The organism is Vibrio sp. 10N.222.55.C7 (assembly GCF_041473335.1).
In the GTDB taxonomy this organism is placed as follows: Bacteria; Pseudomonadota; Gammaproteobacteria; order Enterobacterales; family Vibrionaceae; genus Vibrio; species Vibrio crassostreae_C.
In genome coordinates this window covers 149,434-171,178 of the sequence record NZ_JBFRSC010000007.1, presented here as the reverse complement: position 1 = coordinate 171,178, position 21,745 = coordinate 149,434, and the positions used below count along the sequence as shown (strand labels likewise).

Below are 21,745 nucleotides of genomic sequence, written 5' to 3'. Positions count from 1 at the left end.
TGAATAGGTGGCGGTTTTCGCTAAAAGTACTTTCTACCAAAGCCCGCATTCCCTGTCGTTGGTTCGCAATTCTATTCCCTATCTTCGTAATAGAGGTAAAAGCACTTACTTTAACCTATGAATTATACTGAGCAAAATCAAACTATCAAACGTTGATAATAAGATTTTTGGTCAATTTTAGGTCAATCGCAAGAAGTGAGCGATTGACCACAGTCTGTAGACAGTATTCTGTTACGCGTTCTGCATTTTATTAATGTCTAACTGTAACGATTCCAACTGCTTCGCTACTCGACCAACATCGCCTGCACCCTGCGTTAAAACAAGGTCACCGCCTTGAATTACGTTGGCTAAAGCCGATGGCAGTGCGTTGATATCGGCAACAAAGATTGGGTCTATCTTACCACGCCCACGAATAGTTCGACTTAATGAACGTCCGTCAGCCCCTGCAATCGGTTTCTCACCTGCAGAATAAACATCTAACAGAATTAGGACATCAACCTGCTCAAGAACGTTCGCGAAATCATCATACAGATCGCGAGTACGGCTATAACGGTGCGGTTGGAAGATCATAACAAGACGTTTATCAGTCCAGCCACTACGAGCAGCTTGAATCGTCACATCAACTTCGGTTGGGTGATGACCGTAATCATCGACCAGCATTGCAACGCCTTTACCTGTTTCATACTCACCTAGGTGATCGAAACGGCGACCCGTGCCTTCCGTTCCCGCCATCGCTTTGAGAATCGCTTCATCGCTGATGTCATCTTCTGTTGCAACAGCAATCGCCGCGGATGCATTCAATGCATTGTGACGACCTGGAATGTTTAACGTGATATCAAGGTTAGCTTTACCTTCACGTACCACTGTGAATTTGCCTTGCTGGCCTTCTTGTACGTAGTTCTCAATACGAATATCCGCATCTTCAGAGAAACCGTAAGTAATCACCTGGCGACTTACCTGAGGAATAAGCTCACGCACTACTGGATCATCAACACACATCACAGCCTGACCGTAGAATGGTAGGTTGTGTAAAAAATCAATAAACGTCTGCTTTAGCGTTTCAAAATCGCCGCCGTAGGTATCCATATGATCCGCTTCAATGTTAGTTACGATACTAACCATAGGTTGCAGATGTAAAAATGAAGCATCACTCTCATCGGCTTCAGCGATAAGAATACGGCTTGAACCTAAACGTGCGTTAGTACCAGCACTTTTAACCAAACCACCGTTTACGAAGGTTGGATCTAGGCCGGCTTCCGAGTAAATCTGTGTCACTAGCGCAGTCGTGGTTGTTTTACCGTGCGTACCTGCCACAGCAATACCGTGACGAAAACGCATCAGCTCAGCCAGCATTTCTGCACGACGAACGATCGGTGTGCGCGCTTCACGAGCTGCAATAATTTCTGGGTTTTCTTCGTTGATAGCGGTTGAAACAACCACCACACTTGCGTCGGCAACGTTACTCGCTTGGTGACCGATATAAACGGTCGCACCCTTGCTAACTAAACGATCAGTCACTGGGTTTTGAGCAATATCAGAACCCGTGATCTGGTAGCCTTCATTTAGCAAGACTTCAGCAATCCCGCTCATTCCGGCACCACCAATACCAATGAAGTGGATAGATTTAACACGGCGCATCTCTGGCACCATTGCACGGATTTGCGCTAAGTCTTGGGTATGTTCAATCGTCATCAATTCAATCTCATTATTTTGCTAAAGCTTTAATCGCTTCAGCGACGGTCACATCAGCATCAAGCTTGGCGGCTTGACGAGCTTTTGTTGCCATCATTTTTAATTCATTTCTATCAAGCTGCGCGATAGTGTTCGCTAGCTTATCAGCCGTTAGTTGAGGCTGTTCAATCATTAACGCTGCGCCACATTCAACTAAATGGTCGGCATTCAACGCTTGTTGTCTGTCTTTGTGCATAAACGGAACGAAGATAGAACCGACACCTGCCGCAGACACTTCTGATACGGTTAATGCACCTGAGCGACACACTAATAGATCTGCCCACTCATAAGCTTGCGCCACATCATCAATAAATTCAGTCACTTGAACATTACCAACAGAATGTGATTTGTATTGCTCAATAACTTGTTGTTGATTGTTCTTACCCGCTTGGTGCATCACAGTGAAGCCTTCACCAAGCTGCGCCATCGTTACTGGCAAGGTATCGTTTAGGATTTTTGCGCCCTGACTGCCGCCCATAACCAAGATGCGGATGTCACCATCACGCTCAGCCATGCGTTGCTCGGGTTCAGCTAAGGCAACCACATCTTCGCGTACTGGGTTACCCACCACTTCTGCAGTAGGAAACGCACCAGGGAAAGCTTGGAAAACCTTTTTAGCAATCTTAGACAGCCATTGGTTGGTTAAACCTGCCACTGCATTTTGTTCATGGAGAACCACTGGAATGCCAGACAACCATGCCGCGATACCACCCGGGCCACTCACGTAGCCACCCATACCAAGTACCACATCAGGCTGCCATGCTTTGATGTGTTGCCTTGCTTGAAGTATGGCATTAATAATCTGGAACGGCGCTTTAATTAACTTGCTAATGCCTTGACCACGCAGGCCTTTCACTTTGATGAAGTCGATTTCAATGCCATGCTTTGGCACTAAATCCGCTTCCATTCTGTCTGCTGTGCCTAACCAGCGAATTTCCCAACCTTGTTGCTGAAGCTTTTTCGCTACTGCTAACCCTGGGAAAACGTGACCGCCAGTACCACCAGCCATCACTAAAAGTTTTTTGTTTTGTTTCATCACGTTAGATTCTTATTCTACTAATTCGTTTTGACTATCAGCTTGTTCTTTTTGTTGCATTCGGCATTCGTGGTCAATGCGCAGCAGCATTGATACCGCCACAGACATAACAATTAAACTCGAACCACCATAACTGATTAGCGGTAGGGTTAGACCTTTGGTCGGAACGATGCCAGATGCAGCACCTACGTTAACAAGCGTCTGAAACGCAAACCAAATACCAATACCAAAAGCCAGATAGCCGCTGAACACTTGATCGTGTTCAAAGGCTTTTTTACCTATCAGAATGGCTTTTAACACCAAGCTGAAGATCAACATTAATACTAAGGTAACACCGACAAAGCCAAGCTCTTCAGCCAACACAGCAAATACAAAATCGGTATGCGCTTCTGGTAAGTATTCGAGTTTTTGAATCGAGTTACCAAGCCCTTGCCCCATCCAATCACCACGGCCAAACGCCATCAATGACTGAGTTAACTGGTAACCACTGCCGAACGGGTCGTTCCAAGGTTCCCAGAATGAGGTAACACGTCGAACACGATAAGGTTCTATAACAATCAAACCGACGACCGCGGCAATACCTGCCACCATCAAGGCGATAAACTGTGAAAGCTTGGCACCAGCAATGAATAGCATGCCGAACAGGGTCACCAGCATTACAACTACTGTACCTAAATCGGGCTGGCCTAGCAGCAGCACGGCAAAAGCGCCGAATACCATGATCGGTTTACCAAAACCACCGAAGAAGGTTTTTCTCACTTCATCTTGCTTCCGAACCAAGTAGCCCGCCATAAAGATAAACAGCGATAACTTGGCGACTTCAGCGGGTTGTAAGTTAAATAGCCCTAATGGGATCCAACGCGATGCGCCGTTAACCGACTTACCTACGGCTAATACCACAATCAGCAAGAAGAAGGACAAGCCCAGTAGATACATACTGTATTGAAACCAGCGTTGCATCGGGATTTGCAATATGACGCTAGAGACACCTAACGCCAATACAAGGAAGATGGCATGACGGAACATAAAGTGAAACGGCTGATCGGTTAAACGAGCACTGATGGGGAACGAAGCAGACGTCACCATCACCAAACCTGTCAGCATTAGCCCAAGAGCAATCCACACCAATTGACGATCGTAAAGCGCCTCGGGAGTAGCACGGTTTAGCCACTGCCAGATGGATTGATTAATCTCTTTGACTCTTTGCACTGAATGTTAGTCCTTCAACACGTTAAGCATACTCATGAGCAAGCTCAGTGAACGCATCACCTCTTGCCATGAAATTATTAAATTGATCGAAGCTTGCGCACGCCGGAGACAGCATCACCATATCTCCAGCCACCAGCTGTGGCGAGATAGATTCGATTATCTGCTGCATGGTATCGAACTTTTGTGCCGATGGGTGCAGAGGCATGAATTGATCTGCATCTTCACCGAAACAACACAGCTGAACACGCTCAAGTTGCGCCAATACTGGTTCAAGCTCACTAAAGTCAGCACCTTTACCAACGCCGCCAACCAAAAGATATAACGTACCTTGATACTCCAACCCAGACAGGGCTGCCAATGTGCTGGCTACATTCGTTGCTTTGGAGTCATTAACCCATTTGATTTCGCGCTTGTCAGCCACGACTTGGCAACGATGCGTCAAACCGTTATAGGCCTTCAAAGCATCAAGACTTTTGCTGTAGTCGATACCAACTTGCTTCAATAGTGCAAGTGAGACTAACGCATTCGCCACATTGTGACGTCCAACCAATGTTAAATCTTGGGTAGCAAGGACAGGTTTACCGTGATCGACCAACCACTCAGTACTATCAATCGTTGATACACCAAACTCTTGGTTATCTAGGCCAAAAGTCAACAATGGCATTGTCTGGTCAGGGTAAGTCTCTTTGTCTTCACGATTAACAGTCGCACACTGCGCGTTATTAAAGATTCTTAACTTGGCCTCACGGTAATCAGCCATGCCTTGATAGCGATCCATATGATCTTCAGACAGATTTAAGAATGCCGCAGCGGCAAGTTTTAAATTCGATGTAGTTTCTAACTGAAAACTTGAAAGTTCAAGGACATATAAATCCGCATCAAGTTCTAGAAGGTCTAGGGCAGGAATGCCAATATTGCCGCCAACGCCAACATTAAGCCCAGCAGCCTTAGCAAGCACACCAGTCAGATCAGTCACGGTACTCTTACCGTTTGAACCAGTAATCGCCACAACAGGCTTATCTACAGCCCAACCAAACAGCTCGATGTCGCCAACGACAGGCGTACCCGCTTGAAGCACATCTTGAATTTCAGGTGTCGCTAAAGCAATGCCTGGGTTAGCAACCACCAGATCAGCCTCAGCTAGCCATTGGCTATTCCAGCTTCCAGAATGCAGCTCAACCGACTCAGGCAAAGATTCCTTTCCTGGTGGTAGCTCTCGCGTATCAATTACCTTTACGCAAGTATGGGGCTGATATTTTACGAGATGTTTAACGACAGAGAGCCCGGTAATACCGAGCCCCACAACCACTACATTTTGAATATTTTGCCAACGTTCCATTTAAACAAGATGCTCTTAATAGTTTTAAAGAGCCCCTATTCAGAGGCTCATACAGGATTAACGAACTTTCAGTGTCGCTAGGCCAACCAGTACTAATACCATTGAGATTATCCAAAAACGCACGATAACACGCGGCTCTGGCCAACCTTTAAGTTCATAGTGGTGGTGAATCGGTGCCATGCGGAAAATACGCTGACCACGCAATTTGTAAGAGCCCACCTGCAGAATCACTGACAGAGTCTCCATTACAAACACACCACCCATGATCACTAGTACCAACTCTTGACGAACGAGTACCGCAATCACACCTAACGCACCACCCAGTGCTAGAGAGCCAACATCGCCCATGAATACTTGTGCTGGGTAAGTGTTAAACCATAGGAAGCCAAGGCCTGCACCAACGATAGCAGTACATACCACCACCAGTTCAGAGGTGTATGGGATGTATGGAATGTGTAGGTATGCTGCAAAGTTAACGTTACCTGTCGCCCAAGCGATAACAGCAAAACCCGCAGCAACCATAACCGTTGGCATAATCGCCAAGCCATCTAGGCCATCAGTTAGGTTAACCGCGTTACTGGTACCCACAATAACAAAGTAAGTTAGAACAATGTACAGTAAACCAAGTTGTGGCATCACATCTTTAAAGAAAGGCACCACTAATTGTGTCGCAGCAGTGTCTTGCCCATGAGCATACAGAGCAAACGCCACAACCAATGCAATAGCCGATTGCCAGAAGTACTTCCAACGCGCAATCAAGCCATCAGTGTTCTTACGAACCACTTTACGATAATCATCAACAAAACCAACTGCACCGTAACCGCCTAGCACGACAAGTACGGCCCAAACGTAAGGGTTTGATAAGTCAGCCCAAAGTAAGACCGTAATGATGATCGCAGCAAGGATCATCACACCACCCATGGTTGGTGTACCACGCTTACTGAAGTGAGACTCTGGGCCGTCATTACGAACAACTTGGCCAATTTGCAGCATTTGCAGACGCTCAATTAAACGAGGTCCCATCCACAGCGACAGACATAAAGCCGTCAAAATGCTCGCGATTGCACGAAACGATAAGTATTCGAACAAACGGAAAAAAGAAAAGTGTGGCTGTAGTAGCTCTGCAAGCCAAATTATCATGAAAAGTTCTCCTTTAAAGCAGCGGCTATTTTACTCATTCCTGCACTATTGGCGCCTTTTACCAACAAGGTATGTGGCGCGTTTTCTGGCAAGCTCAAGTGCTGCTCTATGTGCGCGATCATCGCTTCATGCGTTGCAAAGTGAGTGCCGTTACACACTTCACTAATCACCTTGGTATCATCACCGTAAGTGAGTACATGCTCAAAAGCGAATGGGGCAGCATATTCACCGACTTGACGGTGAAGTGCAAGGCTTTCATCGCCTAATTCAGCCATATTGCCTAAAATCAACCAACGCTGACCTTTGAAGCTCGACAACAATTTAGCTGCAGCCTTCATTGCCGGTACGCTGGCGTTGTAACTGTCATCTATCAGCTTGATATTCTGACTTAATTGTTGAACCTCAACTCGGCCTTTAACTGAGATGAGATTCGCTAAACCGCTTTTAATTTCTGCAAGCGTGGCACCGAATTGAATGCTCAGTGCTGCTGCGGCTAATGCGTTGGCTACATTGTGCTGACCAATAATGCCAAGTTCGACATCGATAGCACCTTGCGGGGTCTGCATATCAAAGCAAGCTTCACCCTGCTCGTTGATGCGAATATTCGTCGAAAAGTAATCCGCCGTGTCATCACTTTCAGAAAAGGTCAGTACGTTTTTGTCTGCAAGCACATCTTTCCAGAAGTCACCACCATTGCTCTCTAGGTTAACAATAGCAGTATCACCAGCAGCAAGCCCCTGAAAAATTTCGCCTTTCGCTTGTTTAACACCATCAATTGAGCCAAAGCCCTCTAGATGCGCGGCAGCAACGTTATTCACTAAGGCCACCTGTGGTTTCACAAGCTGCGTGGTATAGGCAATTTCACCAATGTGGTTCGCGCCCAGTTCTATCACGGCATAGTCGTCATTGGGTTCACTGCGCAGCAAGGTTAGTGGTACTCCAATATCATTATTGAAGTTACCCGCTGTAAACAGCACTTTGCCACGTTGTTGTAGAATACTCGCGACCATCTCTTTGACGGTCGTTTTGCCACAGCTTCCTGTTATCGCCATGGTTGGCACGTTACATTGTTTGTGGATCCAAGCACTTAGCTGACCTAAAGCAAGTTTAGTGTCTTCAACAACAACTTGAGTAATATTTAGGTCAAGTTTTCGTTGAACTAATAACGCACTCGCATTGGCCTCAACAGCCTGACCACAAAAATCATGCGCATCAAAACGTTCACCTACAAGAGCAACAAACAGTGCACCTTCTTCAACGGTGCGAGTATCGGTAGAAACCGCATTGATCAAACTATTGCTCGATTTGCCAGCCTCTATCAGCTGACCACTGACCACGGAGCAGATCTGCTCGAGTGATACATCAATCATTATGAAATACCTAAAAGTTGTAGTGCTGACTCTCGATCCGAATAGTGGATCGTTTTGTCTTTTAATACTTGGTAATCCTCATGGCCTTTACCAGCCAGAAGAATAATGTCGTTATTACCCGCCTGCTCTAGAGCAAACTTAACCGCCTGAAAGCGATCGTGTTCAACAAAGGCGACTTCAGGCTCACTTAAACCTGCCAGCATGTCTTTAACAATCAATGCCGGGTCTTCACTGCGAGGGTTGTCATCTGAAATAATAATGTTATCGGCGAACTGCTCTGCGGTAACCGCCATCATAGGGCGCTTGCCTGTATCTCGATCACCACCGCAGCCAAAGATTGCCCATAGCTTTCCAGAGCAATGTACACGTAGTGCTGCCAATGCTTTCTCTAAAGCGTCTGGCGTATGCGCGTAATCGACAACCACTTTTGCTTTGTTCGGCACTTGGAACAGTTCCATACGACCAATCACAGGTTGCAACTGAGGCGCAGTGTCGACCAAGATTTGCTTATCGATACCTAATGACAGCAAGGTCGCAAAGGCAACCAGTACATTTGATGCGTTGAACTGGCCAATTAAAGGAACAGACAGTTGTCCCTGCCCCCAGCTACCATCAAAAGCGAGTTTGATACCCGTCTCTGCATAAGCAACATCAGATGCCCATACCGACTGTTGGTAGCCAGTTAACGGAAGCAATGACACAGCTACTGCATTGGACAGATCAGCCATCCAAGCTTTACCGACTTCATCATCAACATTAATCACAGCGTGCTTACACTTATGCTGAGTAAACAAGCTCTTCTTAGCCAGAGCGTACTCTTGCATCGTGCCGTGGTAATCCAAGTGGTCACGGCTCAGGTTAGTAAATACGCCAACCTCAAAATCCAAAGCTTTTACTCGGCCTTGAACCAAACCATGAGAAGAGATTTCCATCGCTGTGTAAGCCGCGTTTTCTTCCGCTAACTCACTCAGTGTGCGTTGTATTTCAATCGCACTGCCGGTGGTATTCGCCGCGGTTTTAAGGTTGTCTAGAAAACCGTTACCCGTGGTGCCCATTACCGCAGAGCGTTGGCCGACTAAATCTAGCCACTGAGCAATCAATTGGGTGATAGTGGTTTTGCCATTGGTGCCGGTAACACCAATCAGCTTAGTCGCCTGAGACGAGTAAACACGACCGGCCAACTCAGATAACACCAAGTTAAGGTCTTTAATGTAAACAACCGGAACAGCATCCAACCACTCAATCAGACCATGGGCCTTTTCAGCATCAGCTTGTGCGATAACGGCATTGGCTCCCTGTGAGACCGCTTTGTCAATGAAACGACGGCCATCAACAGCATGCCCAACTACAGCAACAAAAATATCGCCGTCTTTGATGGCACGACTATCCAACTCCAACTGTTCAACGGCAATCGCATCCAGCTCAGGTGAACTAAAGTCACCCCAAGGAGAAAGTAAAGATGACAGCGTGAGGCTATTACTCATATTGAATCCTGATTGGCTCTATTCTTGAAACTTGTTTTCATCAGCAGGGACATTCAGAATTTGCAGTGCGCCCTTCATGATTTCAGAAAAAACAGGGGCTGCGACCGAGCCACCATAGTAGAGGTCACCTTGAGGTTCATTGATCATCACAACCAAAGAGACTCTTGGGTCACTCACTGGAGCAACACCTGCGGTATAGGCGAAGTACTCGTCTCCATAACCACCGGAAATCGCTTTTCTAGATGTACCTGTTTTTGCTGCTACTCGGTAACCCGGCACGGCAGCTCTTGTCGCTGTACCGCCCTTTTGGGTTACGCCTTCTAGCATGTTCAAAACCAACTCAGCATTTTCGCGCTTGATGCTCTGTTTTGAGAAATCTTGGTCGTTGCTTTTAACGATATGGATAGGTTCGTAAACACCGTGATTCGCTAACGTCGCATAGGCATGAGCCAATTGCAGCGGAGTAATCGCTAGACCATAACCAAAGGATAAGGTAGCGATTTCAAACTTAGACCAGCGTCGACGGTTCGGGAAAATACCCGCGGTCTCACCGACTAGATTCAGCCCAGACATCTCGCCAAGACCAACAGAACTGTACATGCCCAGTAGCGCTTCAAGTGGCATATCCAGTGCTAACTTCGCCACACCGATGTTACTCGACTTCTTAAGGATTAACGCCAAGTCTGCCTTACCAACTTTGGAAGTATCACGTACACGGCTACCACCGATTTGCATGATGCCGTTACCCGTATCAATTACAGTATCAGCATCCGCGGTACCATTTTCGAGAGCGGCAAGAACAACAAACGGCTTAACCGTCGAACCTGGCTCAAAAGCATCGGTGATCACGCGGTTACGCATCTTAAAGCTTTGTAAATCAGCACGATTGTTTGGGTTGTAAGACGGTGCGTTAACCATGGCCAAAACCGCACCCGTTTTTACGTCTAATAAGATGGCAGATCCAGACGTCGCCTTGTGATCGGCTACCGCCTGTTTAATCGCTCGATAAGCGATGGCTTGTAAGCGCTGATCGATGGTCAATTCGAGTGGTTTACCTTCTTCACGCTCTTCTAGTGCAATGTTTTCAACTACTCGCCCGTAACGGTCTTTACGGATTGTACGTTTACCTGCTTCACCCGTGAGCCACTTATCGTAGCTGCGCTCGACACCTTCTAGGCCGTGTCCATCAATTCCGGTCACACCAATAAGATGCGCGCTGACTTCACCGGCTGGGTAATAACGACGTGATTCTGCTTTAAGACCAATACCCACCAGCTTTAAGTCGCGGATGTATTTCGCCATTGCTGGGCTAACTTGTCTTTGTAGGTAGATAAAACGACGAGATTTGTCGCTGGAGATCTTGTTGATCATCGATTGTCGATCTAAGCCAAGTACATCAGCTAGCGCATACCAACGATCAATTTGGGCCATGCCATTTTTATCGAAGATGGTTTTCGGGTCAGCCCATACCGCCTCAACAGGCACACTGACGGCAAGTGGTTCGCCATTGCGGTCTGAAATAATACCGCGGGCAGAAGGAATAGCCTTAACACGTACAGAACGAAGGTCGCCCTGACGAATTAAGTTATCTGGTTCAATGACTTGGATGTAAGCCACACGACCTACTAGTACAGAAAAGGCAACCAACACAAAAGCAATAACGACGTTGAAACGCCATTTAATCAGAATTGGATCCGAGTCCTTTTCGCTCTTCACTCGCTCTTTCGTTGGTTTCTTAACGGCTTTCGCGGGGGCTTTTTCCTTTTTTCCGGTCATTTCAGTGTGATCACAACTTCTTTGTCGGAGTCTGGACGTTTCATGTCTAGCTCTCGTTTTGCCGATGCTTGAACGCGGCTATGTTCAGCCAGAGCCGTCTCTTCAAGCATTAAATTTCGCCATTCATTATCAAGCTGTTCACGCTCACTCAATGCCATGTCTTTTTGCGTGATTGCCTGACGTGACATGTGTGTCGTGAGAACGACCCCCATCGCGCTCGCGAAGATACAGATAAGCAGCACCAATGGGACTTTACCCACGGAGATCAAATCAAAAAATATTATCTTGGCTAAGTTAGGTTTGGAGGTCTTCATTGACTATAGCTTTTCTGCGATTCGTAATACTGAGCTACGCGAACGAGTATTCTCATCCACTTCATCTTTAGAAGGCTTGATCGCTTTACCAACAGGCTTAAGATCAGCACTGCCTAGCGCTTTGATCTGCTCTTCTGTTAGTGGCAGGCCATGTGGTACTTGCGGACCTTGGCTCTCTTTACGGATAAAGCGCTTCACCATGCGGTCTTCAAGAGAGTGAAAGCTAATAACAGACAAACGGCCTTGAGGAGCAAGAATGCTTGCTGCGCCTTTCAGGGCTGTATCGATCTCTTCAAGTTCACTGTTGATGTAGATACGGAAGGCTTGGAAAGCACGTGTTGCTGGGTGCTTTTTCTCTTTGAAGCTTTTTGGAGCTACATCCGAGATAAGCTTAGCCAACTGACCGGTACGCGTTAGTGGTTCGTTCTCTTCATTCTCTTGATAAGCGATGATGCCTTTCGCGATACGACGAGCGTGTTTGTCTTCACCGAACTCACGGATAACCCATGTGATGTCATCAAGATCGGCTTCAACTAACCACTGAGAGACAGGAATACCGGTTGTTGGGTCCATACGCATATCAAGCGGACCGTCTTTCATGAAGCTAAAGCCACGCTCAGCGTCATCTAGCTGTGGTGAAGAAACACCTAGATCCAGTAACACACCATCCACTTGACCGACTAAGTCATAACGCTCCGCATATTCAGCCATACCTGAGAACGGGCCGTGAATAATCGTAAAACGAGGGTCATCAATCTTTTGCGCTTCTGCAATCGCTTGTGGATCGCGGTCAATACTAAAGAGTCGTCCATTCTCGCCCAGTTTAGACAGGATTGTACGGCTGTGACCACCACGGCCAAAAGTACCATCGATGTAGGTACCGTCAGGTTTGATCGCAAGTCCGTCAATAGATTCGTTAAGCAATACTGAAATATGTTTGAATGCTTCTGTCATAGTCTTCTCAGTGAGTGGATTGAGCCATTAGTTCGGCAATAATTTGTTCTATTAACGTTTTAGTGTACTGATTTCACGCCGTATCTCCACCATATTGTGTATAGGCTTTGGGAATTTTTGACCCAAGCTCATATCAGGGTGAAGGATTCTAAGGAAATCTAAATAATTTACGTCAATATAAAGCAAAAAACCCATCACTACCGTTAAGTAATGATGGGTTCTTTATATAGGTGGAGTTGACACATACGCCGGGTTCTGTTCCGCTTGCGCGGCGGTAACCATTCGTCTAGGCCTGCAATCGCTCACAGGCTCAAGCAATCTACCCGCCCCCATACGCGAGCAACGCAATGTGAGGGCCTATTTGATCTTGCTCCGGGTGGAGTTTACCTTGCTACGAACTGTTGCCAGTCGCACGGTGCGCTCTTACCGCACCCTTTCAGCCTTACCTGTGCCCCTTCCGAAGAAATGAGGCCATCGGCGGTCTTCTCTCTGCTGCACTTGTCGTGGGCTCGCGCCCCCCAGACGTTATCTGGCACCCTGCTCTATGGAGCCCGGACGTTCCTCCCCTCTACCAGTCTCCCGAAGGACTTCAACGTCAGTTTCCCGAAGGACCTCAACGTCAGTCTCCCGAAGGACATCAGCAAAGCAGCGATTACCCGTTCAACTCCGAGGGCGGATTGTATAGAGATTAGGGTGCAGTGTCTAGCGAGATCACAAATATGGTGCAAACCTCTAAGCAACTGCGTGAATTTTACACAATTCAGACAAAAAAAGAGGAATAACGGCAATACCATCACTCCTCACAAGCTTTTCAATACAGGTTAGCTACTCTATAAAGAGGTTTCTAGTGGTCTAGATGCTCTAGGCCCCATTTGTATAACGCGTTCTTTTTCAGATTGTAGATTTCTGCCGTCATCGCCGCCGCTTTTTTAAGAGGCAGCTCTTTGGTTAGAATGCCTAGTGTGCGAGTCGCTTCGTCTGGCAGTTCTGTGCTCGCTTCTTCACGGTGGCCGTGAATCAGTAACACCATCTCACCGCGTTTACGGTTCGCGTCTTCTTCAATCCACTCAATAAGTTCACCAAGTGGCAGCCCATGGATGGTTTCGAAGGTTTTGGTTAGCTCACGCGCCAATACAACCTCACGGTCAGGGCCAAGAATCTCGAGCATATCTTGTAGAGAATCTGAGATTCGATGTGGTGATTCGTAGAAGATACACGTGCGCTCTGCTTTCGCGATCTCTAGGAACTTATCTTTACGACCTTTGCTCTTTGGCGGCAAAAAGCCTTCAAAGCTGAAACGATCAGACGGTAAACCAGACGCACTCAATGCCGTAATCACTGCACAAGCACCAGGAAGTGGCACAACTCTCACACCCGCTTGACGACATTGTGAGACAAGATGGTAACCTGGGTCACTGATTAAAGGTGTACCCGCATCAGAGACTAATGCGATAGACTGGCCTTCTAATAACCTTTCGACTAGAACTTGCGCTTTAGTTTGTTCATTATGATCATGTAAAGCGAACGTTCTGGTTGATATATTGAAGTGAGCAAGCAGCTTACCCGTGTGGCGTGTGTCTTCGGCTGCAATAACATCGACACTTGATAAAATTTCAATTGCTCTTTGAGTGATATCTCCCAAATTTCCGATTGGGGTTGGCACAATGTAGAGAGTTGGGCTCTCTGTGAGCAAGGTTTTGTTATCTGTCATTTGTTTACCATCACTTCAACGATTAATATAGATACAAATTTATACGGAATTTAAAGAACTCATGGCAACGATGAACCATAAGAGACTCAGTGTACCACGCTTACTAACTCCAATTGCATTAGCAATTACATTGGCGGCTTGTTCTTCAGGTCCTCAAGCACCAACGAGCGTTGATATTACACTAGATCCAGCGCAATCAACTGAAAGTTACATGATGCAGGCGGATAGTAGCAAAGGAAGTCTACAAAACGACTGGTTAATCATGGCGCTTAAGGCTTCTGTGCAAGTTGGAAAAACCGATCAAGCAACTCTGCTGATTAAACGCTTAGCAAAACAAGAGCTGAGCGAAACGCAACAAGCGGAATGGCAATTAGCTCGCGCTCAACTGTTGGTGAATAACTCGCAGCCTGAACAAGCTTATAGCCAACTGAACTTCCAGCCTTGGTGGAAACTTCCGAACGAGCAGTGGAAAGATTATCACGAGCTACGCGCGAACATTTCTGAAATGCAAAGCGAGTATTTTGAAGCAAGCCGTGAGTTAGTTCTTTATTCAGAATATCTAGACGCTGACGACGAGCTCCAACAACAAGCTACTGACCGTATTTGGCAGAACCTAAATAGCTACTCTCAATATGAGATTCTGGAGCTTAAGACGTCGCCTACAGAAGACGTTCTCGCAGGTTGGTTACAGCTGGCGATTTACATGAAGACGCTGAACTCAAACCTTCCAAACCTGCAGGAAACCTTGTCGGATTGGCTAGCAGAGAATCCTCAGCACCCAGCAGCGACATACACACCTCAGGCGATCACTGACGTCTTGGCACTAGAGATCAGCAAGCCAACCAGCACTGCACTGTTGCTGCCGCTAACGGGTAAATACGGTAAGCAAGCACAACTTGTGCGTGACGGTTTCATCTTTGCGATGATGAATGACAAAGAGCGCGAAGAAGATGCAACGCTGACGGTAATGGATACCAACGTGCAAAGTGCCGCTGAGATTAAAGCGACACTGGAAGAGAACAACGTTGATTTCATCGTTGGCCCGCTGATTAAGAGCAACATAACTAAACTTCAGCAAGCGCAGAAAAACCACGAGAACTCGATTCCAGCTTTAGCTCTGAACATTCCAACGCAACTAGAACCAGATACTAACATTTGTTATCTCGCTCTATCGCCAGAGCAAGAAGTCGCTCAGGCAGCGAAGCACCTATTTGCTCAAGGCTACAAGTACCCGCTTATCCTTGCGCCAAGAGGACGTTTAGGTGAGCGAGTTGAGCAAGCGTTTAAAGAAGAGTGGAAAAAATACAGCAGCAACGATGTTGCTATCAGCTTGTTCTCTGACAAACGCCAACTGCAACGTAATGTGAATCAGGTATTCGGCTTGCAAGAGAGCCAACAGCGTATCGCTCAAATGGACGGATTACTGAACCTAGACCTAGAAACCGAGCCACGCAGCCGTCGTGATATCGATTCTGTCTACATTGTGGCTAAGAACTCAGAGCTAACACTAATCAAACCCTTCATTGAAGTTGCAATTAACCCAGATGCGAGCCAACCCGCTCTGTTCTCAAACTCACGCAGCAACAGCGGTGATAAGCAGTATGAAGACCTAACCGGTGTGTTCTACAGCGATATCCCACTATTAGTTGAGAATAAAAACGAGCTTAATAAAGAGCTCAACGACCTATGGCCTGCGCACTCAAACGGCCAAAAGCGTCTGCAAGCACTAGGAATGGATGCATACTATCTAATGGATGCACTGCCACAGATGAAAGCCGTGCAAGGTTACAGCATTCCAGGTGAAACGGGTGTGCTAACCATCGATAACAACTGTGTGGTTCAACGTGAAATCAGCTGGGCAGAGCATGGGGCTTTTTAGCCGAAAGTTCCTATCCAAACCAACCATCACCCACAAACAAGTGGGTGATAAATACGAGGCCGTGGCAAAATCTTATCTGATTAACCACGGTTTATCGTTAATAGAAAAAAACTTCATAGCAAAATGTGGCGAGATTGATCTTATAATGCGCCATAACAATACGGTTGTGTTTGCTGAGGTAAAATACCGCAAGCAAACCCGCTACGGACATGCCGCTGAAATGGTGACTGCCAAGAAGTCACAGAAACTGCTCAAAACAGCCAATGTTTGGCTTATGCAGCAAGGCTTGTCGGTGCACTCTACAGATTTCAGGTTTGATATTGTTGCCATTGAAGGGCCGAATGACACTATCGACTGGATTCAAAACGCGATTACCCAAGGATAAACATGCTAGACAGCATTAAAGAAAGTTTCACAGAAAGTATTCAAATCCAAATTGCGGCTGCAGAAGCTCTGCCTGACGCAATCACGCATGCCGCTCAAGCAATGGTTGCGACCTTGCTTAACGGAAACAAAATTCTTTGTTGTGGTAATGGTGGTTCGGCGTCGAATGCTCAGCAATTTGTATCGTGCCTACTCAACCGATTTGAAACAGAGCGCCCTAGCCTTCCAGCGATGGCACTCACAGCAGATAACACCACGCTAACGGCTGTGGCTAACGACTACCACTATGAAGAGATCTTCTCTAAGCAGGTACGTGCGTTTGGTCAAACTGGCGATATCCTGTTGGCTATCTCGACTAGTGGTAACAGCAAGAACATCATCAAGGCAATGGAAGCGGCGGTAACTCGCGACATGACAATTATCGCCTTTACCGGTAAAGATGGTGGTGAGATGGCAGGTTTGCTTGGTGAACACGATGTAGAGATTCGTATCCCTTCACACCGTACAGCGCGCATTCATGAAGTACACATGGTGACACTACACTGCCTATGTGACCTAATCGATCAAGTACTCTTCCCTGCTCACGAAGAGTGATATACGGAGCATCACAATGAAATCATTAACCTCTATGAGGCTGTTTAAGCTGATTAGTGTTTCGCTACTTACACTGTCTCTGTCTGGTTGTGCTGGCATTTTCATTGCTGGTGCTGCAACCACTGCAAACCTAGTCACGGATACGCGAACAACCAAAGAGATTTGGAACGACAACAACATCGAATTTGAAGTCGCAGCGATTACCAATAAACAACCATTCCGTGGCAACGTACGTGTCACCGCAAGCTCGTACCGAGGTTCGGTGGTATTGATGGGACAAGCAACCACAGATTCAGAACGTCGCGCTTTTGAAAACCAAGCCAAAGAAGTGGCTGGCGTTGAGAGCATCCACAATCAGGTTCGAGTGAAAGAACCTTTGTCTGTAAGTGCTATTAGTAAAGACAGCTGGATTACCACTAAAGTGAAATCAGCTCTGCTTGCGAATGCTGAGCTTAACGGCATCAAAGTAAAAGTGATTACTGAGGATTCAGAAGTATTCCTGCTTGGACTCGTGACTCGAGAGCATGCCGATATCGCAACAGAAGTTGCTCGTAACATCTCTGGCGTAAAACAGGTTATTCGAGCGTTTGAATACGGTGAAGAAGAGACGGCTGTTAACTAGCCGTAAGCCAGTCAACTAAATGCGATATAGCAGAAAAGAAAAAGCAGCGACGAGTCGCTGCTTTTTTATTTGGTTCGTTATCTAATACCAATCGTAGTAAATAATCTATCATTCTAGCTTGTTAAAAATCTCGATAACTGCGTTAGAATTTTTGATTGTAGAATAACTACTTATCAAAAAATTCCGCCTTGCTCTCAAGCTTTTTTCCTGCGCTATTTCTGATCACTTACTTACTGTGATTGGTATAACTAACGTTATTTGATAACACGAAGGCTTGGGCGACCTTTCACTGGACGAGGTGGCTCAGGATCTGAGTCTGGCTCTTCAGCATCTACGTCTGCCGTTGCTACGCTCAAAGATGGGCCTTTTTCTGGTTCTTCAAAAGGACTTTCTTCAATCCCTTCTTCAAACGCTTCCATATAAGCCTCTTCAGGTTCAAACATGGTACCAGCACCATTTTCACGAGCATAAACCGCTTGAACTGCGTAAAGCGGAACGATCACAGAGTGTGGACGACCACTAAAGCGAGCACTAAACGTCACAGCTTCGTTACCCAGTTCAAGTTGTCCAACCGCACGAGGCGCGATGTTCAGAATGATCTGACCATCTTGAACAAACTCTTCTGGAACTCGCACACCCGGTAATGTTGCTTCAACAACAAGGTGCGGAGTTAGTTCGTTATCAACCAGCCATTCATAAAATGCACGAAGCATGTATGGTCGGCGTGGAGTCATATTAGAAATATCCATAAACGCTTAGCGAACGAGTCGCATCTCACGCTCAGCTTCAGTTAGAGAAGCTAGGAATGAATCACGTTCGAATACGCGGTTCATGTAAATCTTAAGCTCTTTAGAACCAGGACCAATTAGTTCGATACCAAGCTCAGGTAAACGCCATAATAGCGGAGCTAGGTAACAATCAATTAGGCTAAACTCTTCGCTCATGAAGTATTCATACTCAGCGAAGATAGGAGCAAGAGTCAGTAGGTCGTTGCGCAGTTTAACGCGAGCTGCTTCAGATTCTTCAGCGTTGCCTTTAACGATCTTCTCTGCAACTGAATACCAGTTACGCTCAATGCGGTACATCATTAGACGGCTGTTACCACGAGCAACCGGGTATACAGGCATCAACGGTGGGTGAGGGAAACGCTCATCTAGGTATTCCATGATGATCTTCGAGTCATATAGAGCAAGCTCACGATCAACAAGAGTAGGTACTGATTTGTACGGGTTCAGTTCAACAAGCTCTGCTGGTAGATTTTTTTCATCAACCAACTCAACTTCAACACTTACGCCTTTTTCAGCAAGAACGATGCGCACCTGATGGCTATACATATCAGAAGCACTTGAGAAAAGAGTCATTACAGAACGTTTATTGGCAGCTACAGCCATGGAGCCCTCCAGTACACTTTAAATAAAAACAATGGAGGCCTAAAGCCTCCATTGAACATTAACATAATTTGGGAATTAGCACGGTATTATAGCACAATTAGTGCACATCACGCCAATACTCTTTCTTCAGCAAAATCACGATGATAGTGAAGATTACTAAGAAGGCCATTACCCACCAACCCATAGCGTGACGCTCAAGTTGAACTGGGTCGCCCGAGTAAACCAAAAAGTTAACAAGGTCACGAACTGCTTCGTCGTATTCACCAGCACTTAATTCGCCAGAGCCGTTAGTCTCAGTGCCAACAACAACCGTCACTTCCTCGCCATCTACCATATGAGTATCGTAGATTGGTGTTGGGATACCTTGCAGTTCTTCAAGAACGTGCGGCATACCAACGCTTGGGAAAACAATGTTGTTCACGCCAAATGGACGAGACGGATCTTCATAGAAAGTACGAAGGTAAGTGTACAGCCAGTCTGCGCCACGAACACGAGCAACCAATGTTAGGTCTGGTGGCGGAGCACCAAACCAACTTGCCGCTTGATCAGAAGGCATAGCATTAACCATCAAGTCACCGATTTTCGCTTCAGGGTCGAAAATCAGATTTTCCTTCATAAGATCAACGGGGATCTCTAAATCATTCGCAACACGTTCATAGCGCTGGTACTGCGTTGAGTGACAAGCGAAACAGTAGTTCATGAACATCTTAGCGCCATTTTGCAATGAAGCTTTGTCTGTTAAATCATTGTTCGCTTTGTCTAATGGTACGTTTGCACCCGCTGCCATCACCAGTGACGGCAACATAGCAAATAAAATTACAATCCACTTTTTCATTTGAATGTCACCCTTTCTGGTAATGGTTTCGTCGCTTCATTTTTACTGTAGAACCACAGTAGAACGAAGAACATGAAGTAACCTAAGCTAAAGATTTGAGCCAGTAGCGTGTATGTTGGCGTTGCTGGAAGCGCACCAAGTACACCAAGCGCAATAAAGCTTATTGTGAATTGGATGATGTTAATCAAATGCAGTTTGCTACGGTAACGGTAAGAACGCACTTTACAACGGTCGAACCATGGTAGTAGGAATAGCACAACAATAGATGCGCCCATTGCTACAACACCTAGCAACTTATCAGGAACAGCACGCAGAATTGCGTAAAACGGCGTGAAGTACCATACCGGAGCGATGTGCTCTGGTGTTTTCAGTGGGTTAGCAGCTTCAAAGTTTGGCGGCTCAAGGAAGAATCCACCCATCTCTGGGTTAAAGAACAGCACATAACAGAAGAAGAATAGGAAACCGGCCACACCAACCATATCTTTCACGGTCCCGTATGGGTGGAAAGGAATAGAGTCAATGATGTCGTATTTCTTAGTGTAATCCTTGTGGAATGGGAACTGCGTTTTGTAGTCGTCGCCCATTGTGCCTTTAGGAAGTTTCGTCTCAATACCGTCTGGGTTGTTCGAACCCACTTCGTGCAGTGCTAGTACGTGAAGTACGATAAGCAGCAGAAGTACAATTGGTAGAGCGATAACGTGCAGTGCGAAGAAACGGTTCAGCGTTGCACCAGAGATGATGTAGTCACCACGGATCCAAAGCGTTAGGTCATCACCGATAACAGGGATCGCACCAAACAGAGAAATGATTACCTGAGCACCCCAGTAAGACATTTGACCCCATGGTAGTAGGTAACCCATGAAAGCCTCAGCCATAAGCACTAAGAAGATCAACATACCGAAGATCCAAAGTAGCTCACGAGGCTTTTGGTAAGAACCATAGATTAGGCCACGGAACATGTGCAGGTAGATAACAACGAAGAATGCCGAAGCACCTGTTGAGTGCATGTAACGTAGTAGCCAACCGTATTCCACATCACGCATGATGTATTCAACAGAAGCAAATGCACCCTCACCTGACGGTACGTAGTTCATTGTTAGCCAAATACCCGTAAGGATTTGGTTAACCAATACCAACATTGCCAAAGAACCGAAAAGGTACCAAAAGTTAAAGTTCTTAGGCATTGGGTATTCAGATAAATGCTTTTTATACGCATTCATCGCGGGTAGGCGTTTCTCTACCCAATCAAGCAATCCTTGCATTACGCGTCTCCCTCGTCCACACCGATCATGATCTTAGTGTCACTCAAATACATATGCTTTGGTACAACAAGATTCAATGGAGCTGGTACGCCTTGGAATACTCGACCTGCCATATCAAACTTTGAACCATGACAAGGACAGAAGAAACCAGACTTAACACCCTGAACTTGTTCTGCAAAAGAATCCGGCAGGTAAGTTGGAGAACAACCTAAGTGCGTACAGAAACCAACAGCAACGAAGAATTCCGGCTTAATTGAACGGAACTCGTTCTGTGCGTATTCTGGTTGTTGTTCAGCTTCAGATTGAGGGTCACGAAGTTGACCACCGATCGATTTTAGGTTTTCTAGTACCGACTCAGCACGGCGTACAACCCATACAGGTTTACCTTGCCACTCGACACGAACCATTTGTCCCGGTTCTAACTTACTGACTTCCACTTCCACCGGCGCGCCCGCAGCTTTCGCCTTGGCACTCGGATTCCATGATTTAATAAAAGGCACGGCTACAGCAGCTGCTCCTAAACCACCAACAACGGCTGTTGTTGCGGTTAAGAAACGCCTGCGACCGTTATTTAAAGGCGCGTTGCTCATCCAAACATTCTCCCATTTGCTCCTTGTGGATTGAAATAATTCCGATTAAAGAGCATGGCTAACAAAATATGTATTTAGTTCTATTTATTGACGGCAAATGATAAATAAAACCCTACTTTTTGAC

The 21,745-nt window shown here is 46.3% G+C and carries 20 protein-coding genes and 1 other RNA gene; 4 read left to right on the top strand and 17 right to left on the bottom strand.

Features of this window, described 5'->3' with window-relative positions; translation table 11 throughout:
* Positions 1-231: 231 nt before the first annotated feature.
* From murC to rsmI, 12 genes are all read right to left on the bottom strand, one after another.
* The gene (gene murC, locus AB4482_RS02295; protein WP_017059288.1) at positions 232-1,692 is read right to left on the bottom strand and encodes a UDP-N-acetylmuramate--L-alanine ligase; all 1,461 of its coding nucleotides are present in this window, start codon (positions 1,690-1,692) and stop codon (positions 232-234) included.
* A 13-nt stretch (positions 1,693-1,705) separates the two neighbouring features.
* Positions 1,706-2,767 carry an undecaprenyldiphospho-muramoylpentapeptide beta-N-acetylglucosaminyltransferase gene (gene murG / locus AB4482_RS02290; protein WP_017062898.1) on the bottom strand — a complete coding sequence of 354 codons (1,062 nt, stop codon included), beginning with the start codon at positions 2,765-2,767 and terminating at the stop codon, positions 1,706-1,708.
* A gap of 12 nt (positions 2,768-2,779) precedes the next feature.
* The gene (ftsW, locus tag AB4482_RS02285) at positions 2,780-3,976 is read right to left on the bottom strand and encodes a cell division protein FtsW (protein ID WP_065584711.1); all 1,197 of its coding nucleotides are present in this window, start codon (positions 3,974-3,976) and stop codon (positions 2,780-2,782) included.
* A 22-nt stretch (positions 3,977-3,998) separates the two neighbouring features.
* Positions 3,999-5,315, bottom strand: coding sequence for a UDP-N-acetylmuramoyl-L-alanine--D-glutamate ligase (gene murD / locus AB4482_RS02280; RefSeq protein WP_065584710.1), 1,317 nt, complete (start codon positions 5,313-5,315; stop codon positions 3,999-4,001).
* A gap of 57 nt (positions 5,316-5,372) precedes the next feature.
* Positions 5,373-6,455 (bottom strand): phospho-N-acetylmuramoyl-pentapeptide-transferase, encoded by a 1,083-nt coding sequence (gene mraY, locus AB4482_RS02275; protein WP_017059284.1) that lies wholly within the window; start codon positions 6,453-6,455, stop codon positions 5,373-5,375.
* Positions 6,452-7,825, bottom strand: coding sequence for a UDP-N-acetylmuramoyl-tripeptide--D-alanyl-D-alanine ligase (murF, locus tag AB4482_RS02270; protein WP_372083351.1), 1,374 nt, complete (start codon positions 7,823-7,825; stop codon positions 6,452-6,454). Before murF ends, mraY begins: the two co-directional genes overlap by 4 nt.
* Positions 7,825-9,309 carry a UDP-N-acetylmuramoyl-L-alanyl-D-glutamate--2,6-diaminopimelate ligase gene (gene murE / locus AB4482_RS02265; RefSeq protein WP_372131518.1) on the bottom strand — a complete coding sequence of 495 codons (1,485 nt, stop codon included), beginning with the start codon at positions 9,307-9,309 and terminating at the stop codon, positions 7,825-7,827. Before murE ends, murF begins: the two co-directional genes overlap by 1 nt.
* Before the next feature lie 18 nt (positions 9,310-9,327).
* On the bottom strand, positions 9,328-11,085 hold the full coding sequence (locus AB4482_RS02260) for a penicillin-binding transpeptidase domain-containing protein (protein WP_372131516.1): 1,758 nt from the start codon (positions 11,083-11,085) through the stop codon (positions 9,328-9,330).
* Positions 11,082-11,399 (bottom strand): cell division protein FtsL, encoded by a 318-nt coding sequence (gene ftsL / locus AB4482_RS02255; protein ID WP_017062901.1) that lies wholly within the window; start codon positions 11,397-11,399, stop codon positions 11,082-11,084. Before ftsL ends, AB4482_RS02260 begins: the two co-directional genes overlap by 4 nt.
* A 3-nt stretch (positions 11,400-11,402) precedes the next feature.
* Positions 11,403-12,353 carry a 16S rRNA (cytosine(1402)-N(4))-methyltransferase RsmH gene (rsmH, locus tag AB4482_RS02250; RefSeq protein WP_017062902.1) on the bottom strand — a complete coding sequence of 317 codons (951 nt, stop codon included), beginning with the start codon at positions 12,351-12,353 and terminating at the stop codon, positions 11,403-11,405.
* 228 nt (positions 12,354-12,581) lie between these two features.
* Positions 12,582-13,021: RNase P RNA component class A (gene rnpB / locus AB4482_RS02245), an RNA gene on the bottom strand.
* A 176-nt stretch (positions 13,022-13,197) separates the two neighbouring features.
* Positions 13,198-14,064: a 16S rRNA (cytidine(1402)-2'-O)-methyltransferase gene (rsmI, locus tag AB4482_RS02240; protein WP_372180490.1), complete on the bottom strand. Its 867-nt coding sequence runs from the start codon at positions 14,062-14,064 to the stop codon at positions 13,198-13,200.
* A gap of 61 nt (positions 14,065-14,125) precedes the next feature.
* Between rsmI and AB4482_RS02235 the strand changes: the two genes are divergently transcribed.
* Genes AB4482_RS02235 through AB4482_RS02220 form a run of 4 tightly spaced genes read left to right on the top strand, consistent with a single transcriptional unit; the run spans position 14,126 to position 17,543 of the window.
* Positions 14,126-15,943 (top strand): penicillin-binding protein activator, encoded by a 1,818-nt coding sequence (locus AB4482_RS02235; protein WP_372180488.1) that lies wholly within the window; start codon positions 14,126-14,128, stop codon positions 15,941-15,943.
* Positions 15,930-16,328 carry a YraN family protein gene (locus AB4482_RS02230; protein WP_372180505.1) on the top strand — a complete coding sequence of 133 codons (399 nt, stop codon included), beginning with the start codon at positions 15,930-15,932 and terminating at the stop codon, positions 16,326-16,328. The genes AB4482_RS02235 and AB4482_RS02230 overlap by 14 nt, the downstream gene beginning before the upstream one ends.
* A 2-nt stretch (positions 16,329-16,330) precedes the next feature.
* Positions 16,331-16,921 carry a phosphoheptose isomerase gene (locus AB4482_RS02225; protein WP_004729817.1) on the top strand — a complete coding sequence of 197 codons (591 nt, stop codon included), beginning with the start codon at positions 16,331-16,333 and terminating at the stop codon, positions 16,919-16,921.
* Positions 16,922-16,937: 16 nt separating this feature from the next.
* On the top strand, positions 16,938-17,543 hold the full coding sequence (locus AB4482_RS02220; RefSeq protein ID WP_017059276.1) for a BON domain-containing protein: 606 nt from the start codon (positions 16,938-16,940) through the stop codon (positions 17,541-17,543).
* Positions 17,544-17,797: 254 nt separating this feature from the next.
* Here AB4482_RS02220 and sspB read toward each other — a convergent pair whose 3' ends face one another.
* The 5 genes from sspB to petA form a co-directional block, all read right to left on the bottom strand.
* Complete coding sequence (gene sspB, locus AB4482_RS02215) at positions 17,798-18,292, bottom strand: ClpXP protease specificity-enhancing factor (protein ID WP_372180487.1); 495 nt, start codon at positions 18,290-18,292, stop codon at positions 17,798-17,800.
* Positions 18,293-18,298: 6 nt separating this feature from the next.
* Positions 18,299-18,934 carry a stringent starvation protein SspA gene (gene sspA / locus AB4482_RS02210; protein WP_009848943.1) on the bottom strand — a complete coding sequence of 212 codons (636 nt, stop codon included), beginning with the start codon at positions 18,932-18,934 and terminating at the stop codon, positions 18,299-18,301.
* A 97-nt stretch (positions 18,935-19,031) separates the two neighbouring features.
* Positions 19,032-19,769, bottom strand: a complete 738-nt coding sequence (locus AB4482_RS02205; RefSeq protein WP_372180485.1) for a cytochrome c1 — start codon at positions 19,767-19,769, stop codon at positions 19,032-19,034.
* Entirely contained in the window at positions 19,766-21,031 is a 1,266-nt protein-coding gene (locus tag AB4482_RS02200; RefSeq protein ID WP_017061435.1) for a cytochrome bc complex cytochrome b subunit, read from the bottom strand. Before AB4482_RS02200 ends, AB4482_RS02205 begins: the two co-directional genes overlap by 4 nt.
* Positions 21,031-21,621 carry a ubiquinol-cytochrome c reductase iron-sulfur subunit gene (gene petA, locus AB4482_RS02195; RefSeq protein WP_017061434.1) on the bottom strand — a complete coding sequence of 197 codons (591 nt, stop codon included), beginning with the start codon at positions 21,619-21,621 and terminating at the stop codon, positions 21,031-21,033. The genes AB4482_RS02200 and petA overlap by 1 nt, the downstream gene beginning before the upstream one ends.
* Between the last annotated feature and the right edge of the window lie 124 nt (positions 21,622-21,745).